The organism is Nocardia sp. FBN12 (genome assembly GCF_054031145.1).
Map to the genome: position 1 here is coordinate 5045612 of NZ_CM132926.1, position 12222 is coordinate 5057833.

The 12222-nt window shown below is 67.4% G+C and carries 12 protein-coding genes and 1 tRNA gene; 7 read left to right on the plus strand and 6 right to left on the minus strand.

Annotation, left to right across the window (positions count from 1 at the left end):
- Positions 1-4: 4 nt before the first annotated feature.
- Positions 5-643: a TetR/AcrR family transcriptional regulator gene (locus ACWZHB_RS23940; RefSeq protein WP_427904073.1), complete on the minus strand. Its 639-nt coding sequence runs from the start codon at positions 641-643 to the stop codon at positions 5-7.
- A 225-nt stretch (positions 644-868) separates the two neighbouring features.
- On the opposite strand from ACWZHB_RS23940, the gene ACWZHB_RS23945 reads away from it, so the two are divergent.
- The 6 genes from ACWZHB_RS23945 to ACWZHB_RS23970 all read left to right on the plus strand — a co-directional run bounded on the left by ACWZHB_RS23945 (position 869) and on the right by ACWZHB_RS23970 (position 5491).
- Positions 869-939: transfer RNA gene (locus ACWZHB_RS23945), tRNA-Gln, on the plus strand.
- A gap of 91 nt (positions 940-1030) precedes the next feature.
- Positions 1031-2521 (plus strand): bifunctional UDP-N-acetylglucosamine diphosphorylase/glucosamine-1-phosphate N-acetyltransferase GlmU, encoded by a 1491-nt coding sequence (gene glmU / locus ACWZHB_RS23950; protein ID WP_378940722.1) that lies wholly within the window; start codon positions 1031-1033, stop codon positions 2519-2521.
- Entirely contained in the window at positions 2518-3498 is a 981-nt protein-coding gene (locus ACWZHB_RS23955) for a ribose-phosphate diphosphokinase (RefSeq protein WP_101465805.1), read from the plus strand. Before glmU ends, ACWZHB_RS23955 begins: the two co-directional genes overlap by 4 nt.
- A gap of 207 nt (positions 3499-3705) precedes the next feature.
- Complete coding sequence (locus tag ACWZHB_RS23960; RefSeq protein ID WP_427904074.1) at positions 3706-4323, plus strand: hypothetical protein; 618 nt, start codon at positions 3706-3708, stop codon at positions 4321-4323.
- A gap of 73 nt (positions 4324-4396) precedes the next feature.
- Positions 4397-5062, plus strand: a complete 666-nt coding sequence (locus ACWZHB_RS23965; protein WP_427904075.1) for a DUF2461 domain-containing protein — start codon at positions 4397-4399, stop codon at positions 5060-5062.
- A 54-nt stretch (positions 5063-5116) separates the two neighbouring features.
- Positions 5117-5491 (plus strand): hypothetical protein, encoded by a 375-nt coding sequence (locus ACWZHB_RS23970; protein ID WP_427904076.1) that lies wholly within the window; start codon positions 5117-5119, stop codon positions 5489-5491.
- A gap of 38 nt (positions 5492-5529) precedes the next feature.
- Here ACWZHB_RS23970 and egtD read toward each other — a convergent pair whose 3' ends face one another.
- The 4 genes from egtD to egtA all read right to left on the minus strand — a co-directional run bounded on the left by egtD (position 5530) and on the right by egtA (position 10340).
- Complete coding sequence (egtD, locus tag ACWZHB_RS23975; protein ID WP_427904077.1) at positions 5530-6501, minus strand: L-histidine N(alpha)-methyltransferase; 972 nt, start codon at positions 6499-6501, stop codon at positions 5530-5532.
- On the minus strand, positions 6498-7472 hold the full coding sequence (locus tag ACWZHB_RS23980; protein WP_427904078.1) for a class II glutamine amidotransferase: 975 nt from the start codon (positions 7470-7472) through the stop codon (positions 6498-6500). The genes egtD and ACWZHB_RS23980 overlap by 4 nt, the downstream gene beginning before the upstream one ends.
- Positions 7472-8806, minus strand: coding sequence for an ergothioneine biosynthesis protein EgtB (gene egtB, locus ACWZHB_RS23985; protein WP_427904079.1), 1335 nt, complete (start codon positions 8804-8806; stop codon positions 7472-7474). Before egtB ends, ACWZHB_RS23980 begins: the two co-directional genes overlap by 1 nt.
- A 244-nt stretch (positions 8807-9050) precedes the next feature.
- Positions 9051-10340: an ergothioneine biosynthesis glutamate--cysteine ligase EgtA gene (gene egtA, locus ACWZHB_RS23990; RefSeq protein WP_427904080.1), complete on the minus strand. Its 1290-nt coding sequence runs from the start codon at positions 10338-10340 to the stop codon at positions 9051-9053.
- 122 nt (positions 10341-10462) lie between these two features.
- Here egtA and ACWZHB_RS23995 point away from each other — a divergent pair, with 122 nt between their 5' ends.
- On the plus strand, positions 10463-11641 hold the full coding sequence (locus tag ACWZHB_RS23995; RefSeq protein WP_427904081.1) for an aminotransferase class V-fold PLP-dependent enzyme: 1179 nt from the start codon (positions 10463-10465) through the stop codon (positions 11639-11641).
- Here ACWZHB_RS23995 and ACWZHB_RS24000 read toward each other — a convergent pair.
- Entirely contained in the window at positions 11631-12191 is a 561-nt protein-coding gene (locus tag ACWZHB_RS24000) for a TetR/AcrR family transcriptional regulator (protein WP_427904082.1), read from the minus strand. The genes ACWZHB_RS23995 and ACWZHB_RS24000 overlap by 11 nt on opposite strands.
- Between the last annotated feature and the right edge of the window lie 31 nt (positions 12192-12222).

Sequence of the window (12222 nt, forward strand, 5' to 3'; positions counted from 1 at the left end):
TGCGCTAACGTCCGGTTACCCCACCGATTGTCGGCGTAGTCCCCGTATTCCATTCGGAGCTGAGACCCGGTTCGGCTTCCAAATGACTCAAACCGTTCCAACACAGGTTGACCAGGTGCGCCGCGACCACCTCTTTGGGCGGGGTGCGCTCGTCGAGCCACCAGGTGGCGGTGGTCGAGACCATGCCGACCAGTGCCTGGGCGTAGAGCGGAGCGAGGCTGGTGTCGAAATCGCGACGGCCGAAATCGCCGGCCAGGATGTGCGCGACCTCTCTGACGGCCTCGTTGAGCAGGCTCGAGTAGCGGCCGTCGGCGTTGTTCGCGGGCTGGTCGCGGACCAGGATGCGAAAGCCGTCGGTGCGCTCCTCGATGTAGGTGAGCAGGGCCAGCGCGACCTGCTCCAACCGCACCCGGGAACGATTCTGGGTGAGCGAGGAGGTGATCATCTCCAGCAGCATCGACATCTCGCGATCGACGACCACCGCGTAGAGGCCTTCCTTGCCGCCGAAATGCTCATAGACCACCGGCTTGGACACCTGCGCGCGCTGCGCGATCTCCTCGATCGATGTCGCGTCATACCCACGCTCGGCGAACAACGCGCGACCGATCTCGATCAGTTGCTGCCTGCGCTGCGTACCGGTCATCCTGGGCCTCGTTGTTCGCCCTGGCTCACCAGACGACATGCGTTCCCCCGCCTCTCCGCGTTTCGACTCACGAGAATCAGTACGTGCGTTCCAGAAGGCTAACAACGTCATCCGAGCTCGGGCGCGACAGGCACACACTAGATTCGCCGGAGGGCGGGATCGTGTGCGAGGATCATGCCGTGCCGTAGCACAGTGGTGGGCTTACCCGGCCCACTGGTGTGGCGATCCGCCGTAGTGTAATGGCAGCACCTCTGATTTTGGTTCAGATAGTTCAGGTTCGAGTCCTGGCGGCGGAGCACACGGACACACAGTGACGTATCGTCGGCCCGCACCATCTACCGACCGAACCCGCCACAGCACTCGCTGACAGGCAGCCGAGGGAGATCCATGCCACCGCAGACCGCCGTCGTCGTTCTCGCAGCAGGTGCTGGGACGCGAATGCGGTCGAAGACTCCGAAAGTGCTGCACCCGTTGGCAGGCCGGTCGATGCTCTCGCACGCGCTGCACGCCGCCGTCGAGATCGATCCGACCCACCTGATCACCGTTGTCGGGCACGACCGCGAGAAGGTCGGCGCCGCCGTGGCGGACGTGGGTAAGGAACTCGGCCGCGAGATCGTGTGCGCGGTGCAGGAGCAGCAGCTCGGAACCGGACACGCGGTGCAGTGCGCACTGGGTTCGATCCCCGCGGACTTCGACGGCGACCTTCTCGTCACCTCGGCCGACGTGCCGCTGCTCGACGGGCACACCCTCTCCGCGCTGCTCGACGAGCACCGCAGCTACGCCGACCGGCCCGCCGTCACCGTCCTGACCTTCGTGCCCGACGACGCCAACGGCTACGGCCGGATCGTGCGCGACGACGACGGTCAGGTCGCCGAGATCGTGGAGCACGCCGACGCGACGCCCGTGCAGGCCAAGATCAAAGAGGTCAACTCCGGCGTCTACGCCTTCGACGCGTCGGTACTGCGCACCATGATCGGGCGGCTGTCCACCGCCAACGCCCAGCACGAGCTCTACCTCACCGATGTGCTGCGGCTGGCCCGCGAGGCCGGCCATCCCGTGCACGGCGCGCGGCTGATCGATTCGAACAAGGTCACCGGCGTGAACGACCGGGTGCAGCTCTCGCAGGCGGGCGCCACTCTCAATCGCTACATTCTCGAACGGCACATGCGCGCGGGCGTCACCATCATCGACCCCGCGACGACCTGGATCGACGCGAGCGTGCGCATCGGACGCGACGCCGTGCTGCGGCCGGGCACCCAGCTCTTCGGCGAGACCCACATCGGTGAGGACGCCGAGATCGGGCCGGACACCACGCTCACCGACGTGTTCGTCGGCGAGGGCGCGAGCGTGATCCGCACCCACGGCGAGCGCGCCGAGATCGGCGAGGGCGCCACCATCGGGCCGTTCAGCTATCTGCGGCCGGGCACGGTTGTCGGCGAGGAAGGCAAGCTCGGCGCGTTCGTCGAAACCAAGAACGCCTCGATCGGCGCGCACTCGAAGGTTCCGCACCTGACCTATGTCGGCGACGCGACCATCGGCGAGTACAGCAACATCGGCGCTTCCAGTGTTTTTGTGAACTATGACGGAGTGAACAAGCACCACACCGTGGTTGGTTCCCATGTGCGAACAGGTAGCGACACCATGTTTATCGCACCGGTAACGGTGGGTGACGGGGCATATACGGGTGCGGGTACTGTACTGCGCAGAAGCGTTCCACCGGGTGCACTTGCTGTGTCGGGTGGGCCACAGCGCACTATTGAAAACTGGGTGCAGCGCTACCGTCCAGGAACCGCTGCGGCGCGCGCGGCGGCGGAAGCCATCGCGGCAGACGAGACGTCTTCGAAGACAATCGAGCAAAAGGATGGCAACCAGCAGTGACCGCGTTCTCGATCGACAACCAGAAGAACTTGATGCTCTTCGCCGGCCGGTCACATCCTGAGCTGGCCGAGCAGGTCGCCAAGGAACTCGATGTCGACATCACGCCGCAGACCGCGACGGACTTCGCCAACGGCGAGATCTTCGTCCGGTTCGAGGAGTCGGTCCGCGGTTCGGACGCCTTCGTGCTGCAGAGCTTCCCCGCGCCGCTGAACCAGTGGCTGATGGAACAGCTCATCATGATCGACGCGCTCAAGCGCGGTTCGGCCAAGCGGATCACCGCGGTGCTGCCGTTCTACCCGTACGCGCGCCAGGACAAGAAGCACCGCGGCCGCGAGCCGATTTCGGCCCGCCTGGTCGCCGACCTGCTCAAGACCGCGGGCGCCGATCGCATTATCAGCGTCGACCTGCACACCGACCAGATCCAGGGCTTCTTCGACGGCCCCGTCGATCACATGCACGCGCTGGTGCAGCTCTCGGACTACATCCGCACCAACTACTCCACCGACAACCTCGCCGTCGTCTCCCCCGACGCCGGCCGCGTGAAGGTCGCCGAGAAGTGGGCCGACGCGCTGGGTGGCACGCCGCTGTCCTTCATCCACAAGACCCGCGACCCGCTGGTGCCCAACCAGGTGAAGTCCAACCGCGTCGTCGGTGACGTGGAAGGCCGCACCTGCGTGCTGATCGACGACATGATCGACACCGGTGGCACCATCGCCGGCGCGGTGAAGGTCCTCAAGGAAGCGGGCGCGGGCGACGTCATCATCGCGGCCACCCACGGTGTGCTCAGCGATCCGGCCGCCGAGCGTCTGGCCAACTGTGGTGCCAGGGAAGTCGTCATCACCAACACGCTGCCGATCAGCGAGGACAAGAAGTTCCCGACGCTGACGGTGCTGTCGATCGCGCCGCTGCTGGCCCGCACCATCCGCGAGGTCTTCGAGAACGGCTCGGTCACGGGCTTGTTCAACGGCAACGCTTGAGCTGTTCCGCCTCTCCGGGTCTTTTGGCCAGACCTAGGTGCGGGTGAATTGGGGACGCGGCAAGCCTCCATTGGTGGAGGGTTAGCTCGTACCCCGTGAGTTACCCATGTTCTCTCGAGACCAGTCGGTGCGCTTTGTCTTCGGACGTGGCGCGGCGGCTGGTCTTCGGGCATGGTGGTCCTGTAGTCCGGGACGTGAGGGGGGATTGTGAGTAGCGAATCGGAACGGCCGGTCGAGTTGGGGAAAGACCGGGTGCAGGATGCGCCGGATTCCTCGGGTGGGGAGCCGTGGGGTGGGATCGCGAGGCCGGTGCCCGCCGATGATGCGGTGCCTTATCCGCCGCCGCCGGCGGCGGCACAGCAGCCTTGGGGTGGGGGCGCGAATCCTGGTCCGGCTGTCGAGCTTCCGCCGTATCCGCCGCCGCCGCCGGGGCCGATGTTTCCCGCGCCCGGCTATCCCGCTGTCGGCAATGCCTCGCCGATATATCCCGCTTATGGCTATCCGCCGCCTGGACGGGCGCCCTACGGTGCGCCGCAGTACCCCGGGCAGGTCCCGGCGCCGCTGCCGCCGGGTTATGGCTATCAGGACAACACGCCCGTGTGGTCGATCGTCAGTTTCTGTTGTGTCGCGGCCTCGCTGCTCGGTGGGGCCATGCTGTGCGGGCTGCCGGTACTGGTGACCGCGCCGACGGGAGTCGTGCTCGGGCTGGTCGGGCATGCCAAGGGTGAGTCGATGGGCAAGTGGGCGGCGACCGCCAACGGGGTGGTCGCGGCGCTGGCCGCGGTTCTGGTGCTCGTGTTCGTGGCACTGATCGGCGGTGTTTGAGCGTCGGAGGGCGATACTGGTAGGCGGTAGCTGGACCTCTGATCCCCGAACAGAACTGAGAATCGCCGCACCGATGGACGCTTTCACCGGATTCCCGCTCGCCGGACTCGACTTCTACGAAGACCTCGAGGCCGACAATTCGAAGGCCTTCTGGAACGCGCACAAACACATCTACGACGAAGCCGTGCGCGCCCCCATGACCGCACTCACCGCCGAACTCGCGGCGGAATTCGGACAGGCCAAGATCTTTCGGCCCTACCGTGATGTGCGGTTCTCCGCCGACAAGCTGCCCTACAAGACGCATCAGGGTGCGGTGGCCGGGGTATCGCCGGGCGTCGGCTGGTACGTGCAGATCGGGGCGGCGGGGTTGTTCATCGCGGGCGGTTGCTTCCGGCCCTCACCCACTGCCTTGGCTGTCCTGCGGGCCACCATCGACGACGACGTGCGCGGCGCGGAACTGGAAAAGATCCTGGCCGCGACGACGGCAGCCGGCTTCGCCCTCGGCGGCGACAAGCTCAAAACCAAGCCGAAGGGCTACCCGATCGACCATCCCCGCATCGACCTGCTGCGCCACAAGTCACTCACCGTGCACCGCGACTTCGGCGCCCCGGACTGGCTCACCACTCCGGTCGCCGCGACCGAGATCCGCCGCGCCTGGAACGACCTGCGCCCGCTCGTCGAATGGTTCGCTGCCGTCCTCGAGGGCGTCCCGGAGGACACGAGCGGCCGACGCCCGTAGGCCGTGCGAGCGTGGCTCGTGACGGACGGCCGATGGAGGCCGATACTGGAAACCATGAGCCGTGAACCGTTGGACATGGACATGGGCGACGACGATCAAGCCGACGACATCGTCGAATACGAGCGCTACGTCGAAGACCCGCCCGCCGACCACGTGATCCGCAACCACGAAGCCGACGCTGACGGCTTCCTCGGTATCAACGAGGAAGTCGCCGAGGAATGGTCTGAGGGCGGCTCCCGCCACGAGGCCATGGAGGAAGACGAACGCCCCGCCGAGGAAGGCGCGATGGGAGTGCGCGGCGACACCGCCGTCGACGGCGACCTCTTCGACGACGACGCCGTCAACGGCGAGGAGAGCGTCGAAAAGGACCTCGAGGGTGATGAGAACCTGACCAGCGGCGAATACCTCGCCGACGAGCTCGACCTGTAACCGGACCTACGCCGTAGGTCCGGTTACCTGCCCCTTGATCAGCGGCGTTCGGCCAAGGTCAGAATGAAGCGGTCGTCGGGGTCGGTCCAGGTGTGGGTGGGGGTGAAGCCTGCGGTGTCCAGTTCGGTGGACAGGGATTCCGGTCGGAATTTGGCGGATATCTCGGTGCGCATCTCCTCGCCTGCGGCGAAGTCGACAGTGAGGCCGAGGGCTTTGACGGTGGCGGTCATTGCCTCGGTGGCTCGCAGGCGCATTTCGATCCACTCGTTCTCGGGGTCCCAGAGGGCGACGTGGTCGAACTTCTCTGCCACGAAGTCGGCGTCGAGGCGGGTGTTGAGGACGTGCAGGACGTTGCGGTTGAATTCGGCGGTGACGCCTGCGGCGTCGTCGTAGGCGGGGACCAGGATCGCGGGATCGATGACCAGGCCCGCGCCGAGGAGGAGTAGTTCGCCGGGTTCGAGGACTTCGTTGATGCCTGCCAGGAATTCGGCGCGCTCGGTGGGGACCAGGTTGCCGATGGTGCCGCCGAGGAAGGCGATCATGCGACGGCCGCCGCGGGGCAGGTTGTGGAGGGTGTCGGTGAAGTCGCTGACCACTCCGTGCACGGACAGGTTCGGGTATTCGGCCGCTATCTCGTCGGCCGCACCGCGCAGTGCCGAGGCGGAGACATCCTGCGGTACATAGGTTTTCAGCGAACCTTCGGCGGTGAGAGCATCCAGCAGCAGACGGGTCTTTGCGGCCGAACCCGAGCCGAGCTCCACCAGCACCTCGGCGTGGGCGGCCGCGGCGATCTCGCCGACGACCCGCTCGAGCAGGGCCCGTTCGGTGCGGGTCGGGTAGTACTCGGGGAGTTCGGTGATCTGCTCGAAGAGTTCGCTGCCGCGCGCGTCGTAGAACCACTTGGGCGGCAAGGATTTCGGGGTGGAGGTGAGGCCGGTGCGGGCGTCGGTGCGCAAGGCCGCGGTGAGATCGTCGTCGGTGAGGTGGATGTCCAGCAGCGGCGCGGTCATGAACGGACCCTTTCGGTGGCGGGGAGTTCGAGAGCGGTGATGGTGCAGTGGCCGGGCGTGGCGGTGACCAACTGGTGGTCGTCGACGGGTTGCCAGCGCGGGTCGGCGTCGTAGGGTTCGGAGCACAGCACGGTGTAATCGTCGGCGACCAGCACCGACAGCGCATGCCAGCAGGTCGTGGCCCACAGCTGGACCCCGTTGCCGAGCAACAAGTTCACCCGGGCGCTGGGTTGGTGCCGCAGCACGGCCGCAACCAGAAGTTGCAGGGCCTGGTCCGGCGAGGTGACCGGACCCGCGGGGGCGATCGCCCCGAGCAGGCCGCGCAGCAGCACCCACAGTGCGGCGGAATCAGTGAGCGACTCAGCCTGTAACAGCACAGCAGGCGAATCGAACAGCACTGCGGCGCCGGGCAATGCATCGAGATCCAGCGTGGTGGCGGTGGGTATCTCGTCCGTGACCGACTCAGCGGGAACGAAGGTGTCACCGAGAACCGGCGACGCGGACATGTTCGCCGGCTGCGCATACGACGGTCCGGCGGCGAAGACCTCGTTCAGGTCGGCGAGGACGGCGACGAGAGTGTTTCGCCAGTCGGGAATGACGCCGTTGTGGCTGAAGGCCCAGTGTTCGTCGGTGAAGGGGGCGCAGGCGGAGCGCTCTACCGGCATTCCCACGGTGGCCGAACGGACGGCGGCGATCACCGAGCGGGATTCGAGTTGACCGAGGACTTCGGCAACGGCGGGGTCGGTCCAGATCGGGGCGTGATTGCGATAGCGGGTTACCGCGTCGCGGGCACCTTCCATGCCGACATCAGCTCGGCGCCACCAGGCGACGCCGAAGCCGTCGGCGTTGATGGTGCCGCCCGCGCGCATGTCGGTAGGCGCCCAGGACTGGGCGTAGAGCGAGTGTGGGCCGCGCAGCACCAGCTCGCCGACCCCCACCGGCGGGCCGACATAGCCGAGGTGCCTGCACATCAGAGTTCGTCCGCACGCAGATCTCTGGCCAGGCGGAACCCGGCGAAGATCTGACGGCGGATCGGGTGGTCCCAGTTGCGGAACGTGGCGCGGCAGGCGACCTCGTCGGTGCCGAACGAGCCGCCGCGCAGGATGCGATAGTCGCCGCCGAAGAAGACCTCCGAGTACTCGCGATAGGGGAAGGCGCGGAAGCCGGGGTAGGCCTCGAAACCCGATGAGCACCATTCCCAGACATCGCCGATGAGCTGGTGCACGCCGGTGGCCGACGCACCGGCCGGATAGGCGCCGACCTCGGCGGGTTCCAGGTGTTGCTGGCCGAGGTTGGCCAGGTGCGCGTCCGGCTGATCCTCGCCCCACGGATAGCGCCGCGACGCTCCGGTTTCCGGGTCGAATCGGGCTGCCTTCTCCCATTCGGCCTCGGTCGGCAATCGCTTCCCTGCCCAGCGAGCGTAGGCCTGCGCCTCGAACCAGCACACGTGCACGACCGGTTGATCGAGTCGCAGTGGAGCGCGGACGCCGAAGGCCGTGCGCGTCCACCCGTCACCGTCGCGCTCCCAGAACTGCGGCGCGACCAACCCCGCCTCCTGCCGGTGCGCCCAACCACGCTCCGACCACAGCTCGGGACGGTCGTAGCCGCCATCGCCGATGAACGCGAGGAACTGCCCGTTGGTCACCGGAGCGACAGCGATGGCGAAGCCGTCGACATGCACCGGATGGGCCGGTTGTTCATTGTCCAGCGCCCACGGATCCGCCGAGGTGCCCATCAGGAATTCGCCTGCCGGAATGACGATTTCGCCACTGACCGGCACCCGCGAAACAGGCGCGGGCGGAGCCGACAGCACCGGCGCGCCGATCCGTAACTGATGGGTGGCGAGCATCGTCTCGTCGTGCTGCTGCTCGTGCTGGGCGATCATACCGAAGGCAAAACCCTTGTCCACCAGCGGATTACCGGAAAAGTCACTGGAATCGAGAACGTCGAGTACCTTTTCGCGCACCGAGCCCACATAACCGCGCGCCTGCTCGGGGTCGAGCAGCGGCAGCGCGGGCCGGTTCGATCTGGCGTGTTTGAACGCGTCGTAGAGCTCGTCGATATCGGCACGCACCGCCTCGCGCCCACCGACATCACGTACCAGCCACAGCTCTTCCTGGTTCCCGATATGCGCCAGATCCCACACCAGCGGCGACATCAACGGCGAATGCTGCGCGACGAGATCGGCCTCGTCCACACTGTCGGTGAGCAAGGCAGTGCGGCGACGAGCGCGCTGCAAGACCTCAGCGATCCGGGCGCGCGTGCGGTCACGATCACTGTGGTCGGCGGGGGCGGAAAGAGTCACGAGATCTCCGAAACAGACTGGTAGACAACGATTTCAGACGAGACGGCGGAAGCTGAATCGACGGCACCTGCAGGTGACTCACCCGCGCGGACAAGTCGCCGGTGACAACACATAGGCGCGCGGTTCACCTCGGCGGGCGCGCAACCGTCGGCGTACCCGAACGAGCCCCTCGCCGGCCCACAACCGTTGCTGCCGGACAAGCGATCAGCGGTTTCGTCCCCGAGACACGCGGTCGGCGACAACGTCATCGCGGCCCACCAGAACCATCGCTGGCCGATTCGACCTCGGCGAGCGGACTGCGACCGGACCGACATCGGCGCGCGGCGGCTGCCAATTCCGCAGCAGCAGAGGGTGTTCGCGCATGGGCGGCGGCCAGATCCAGCACCTCCACGGCCGCGCGGCGCAATTGCGGGTCGAGCAGTCCGCACCGGGCCGACGTCAGCCACTCCCCCGCGGTGGGCGCGGCGAGCGCTGTTGCCTCGGCGACGACGGACGGGGTCGACAGCAGCGCGTCGAAGAGGTGGATCGGGGTGGTCCACGCCGCACCGGGCTGGGTGTCGAGGTAGCGGACTTCCAGGTGACCGGAGGCTCGAACCGGAGGAAACAACGTGGTCAGGTGGTAGTCCAGGTCGGCGCGGGTGGGGCGGCGGCCGACCTCGTCGTCGAGCGCGCCGGACAACCAATCGGCGAACGTGGCACCGGGGGGTGGCGACCAGTCGGCGTCGATGTCGGTGCAGCGCACGCACAGCAGCGGCACATCGAGCGCCCAGTGCGCATAGGAGGTGATCGGGTCGGCCCAGTCCGCCACCGGAGGTCTGGTGCGGGCGGGGTCGAGGCGCAACCAGGTGCGCATTCGCTGCGAGGCCCACTCGCCGCGCGGAACGCCGTGCAGACGCGGTGAGCAGGCGAACGCCGCGATCAGAGTGGGGCCGAGGACGTAGAGCGCCGTCCAGCGGGCCCGTACTTCGGCGGCATCGGCGCCCGCGTCCACGCTGACCTGCGTGGCGGCGGTATTGCACATCATCAGCGCGCCGAACGGGCCGACACCGCCGAAATGGCGTTCCATCGCGGCGTAACGGGGCAATCGGAGCAGGCGCTCGGCGGGACGGCCCGCATCGGCGGCGGCGGCGAAGATGCTGATCTCTCGGGCGGCGAGCAAGTCCCGCAAACGGGCTGCATCAGCGCGCAGATGCTGGGTCAGCGCGGCCGGATCGGCGAACGGTGCGCTGGAAAGTTCTATCTGACCACCGGGTTCGATGGTGACCAGGCTCCCGCCGGGCAGGGGAATCGCGGCGGAATCGGCAGTGATGGAGGTGGGTGCGTGCGGCCCGAGGGCCGCGGCCAGCTGGTCGAGCGAGGGGCGGGAACCGGTGGGCCCGGCGGTGAGCCACTCCAGTTCGGCGCCGATCAGCGCAGGTGGTCCGAGCTTGAAACAGACCCCGCCGACATAGGCCTCCGCAGCCGCCCTTGACGATAGTTCGCCCTGGTCGGGGGCATAATCTGGCCACGATGACCGCTCCAGGGTGACCGCCATACCAACCTCCACGTGCTGTGTGCTGCCGGGGAACCTGCGTTTCGCTCATTCCAGAGTAGCGAGGACCACCGACAGAAAAAGTGACGAAAAGGGGAACGAATCGGGGCGCTATCGTCGTCACCATGCTTGACCTCGCCGCGATCAGAGCCGCCACCTCAGGACTTGCCAACGGTCAGATCTTCCTCGACAGCGCCGGATCATCGCTGCCCCCTCAGGTCGTCCTCGACACGATGATCGCCCACCTGCACCGCGAAGCCGAGATCGGTGGCTACCGTGCCGCTAACGAACGTCTCGACGATCTGGCGAAGGTGAAATCCTCGATCGCCACCCTGATCGGCGCCACCCCGGACACCATCGCGCTCAGCGACAGCGCGTCCCGGTCATGGGCCGATTTCGCGTACTCGGTCCCGCTGCGTCCCGGCGACCGAATCCTCATCTCGGGTGCCGATTACGCCAGCAACGCGATCGCCGCGCTACAGCGGGCCAAGCACACGGGCGCGGTGGTCGAGCGCATTCCCAGCGACGACACCGGACGCCTCGACACCGACGCGCTCGCCGATATGCTCGACGACCGCGTGCGGCTGGTCTCGCTCCAGCACGCGCCGACCAACGGCGGTCTCGTGAACCCGGTCGCCGAGACCACCAGAATCGCCCACGAAGCCGGTGCGCTGGTGCTGCTCGACGCCTGCCAATCGACCGGCCAGCTGCCCATCGACGTCACCGAACTCGGGGTCGACGCCATGTCGAGCACCGGCCGCAAATGGTTGCGCGGGCCCCGCGGTACCGGATTCCTTTACGTCCGTTCCGAATTGGCCAAGACGATGGAACCGGCCCGCCTCGACCTGCACAGCGCGCAATGGGTGAGCCCCGGCGAATACCGCCTCGCCGACGACGCTTCCCGTTTCGAATTCTGGGAATGCGGCGTGGCCGCCCGCCTCGGCCTCGGAGCCGCCGTCGACTACCTGCTCGAACAGGGCCCCGGCGAGGTCTACGCGGCCGTCGCCACCCGCGCCGCGTACCTGCGCAAAACCCTGCCCGAGCTACCCGGCGTGACCGTGCGCGACCTCGGCACCGAGCACAGCGGCATCGTCTCGTTCACCGTCGACGGCTACGATCCCGAACGGCTGCGCGATCGCCTCGCCGAGCACGCGATCACCGTCACCGTGAGCCACGCGGGCTCCACCCTGCTCGACATGTCCGAGCGCACCCTGCCCGCCATCCTGCGCGCCTCGCCGCACTACTTCGTCAGCCCGGACGACCTCGACCGCTTCGTCACGACACTGGCCGAGCTCACCCGCTGAGCCCCGCGAGGTGCTCGCGGACGATCCGGTCCACGAGCACCCGCGGATCCTGATCGGGCGCAACGATTTCCAGCGTCCGGTTGACGGCGATCGTCGCCAATCCGTGCACATTCGTCCACAGGGCAAGGGCCCGCTGCGGCGCCGACTCCGGCGCCACCGCCGCGACCAGCTCGACCACCTGCCCGTACAGCGGTTGCGTTGTCGCCCGCAGGTTCGCACCGGAGCCGACGAGCAGATCGTGGCGAAACATCAGCGTGAACATCTCCGGCCGCGACACCGCGAAATCCACATAGTCGACGGCCATCCGGCGCAACCGCTCCCGCGGGTCATCGATGGTGGCAAGGGCCGCGAACCGCTCGATCAGCTCCCCGAATCCACGCGCGGCGATCGCCGCGAGCAGCGCCGCGTGCGTGGGAAACCACCGTCGCGGCGCGCCGTGCGAGACACCGGCGGCCCGCGCGATCGCCCGTAGTCCGAGTGCGCCGAACCCGTCGGTTTCGAGCAGGTCGACGCCGACGTCGATCAAGCGCTCGCGCAACGAATCAGGCATCCCGCAATTCTGCACGCACCGTCGGTACGGC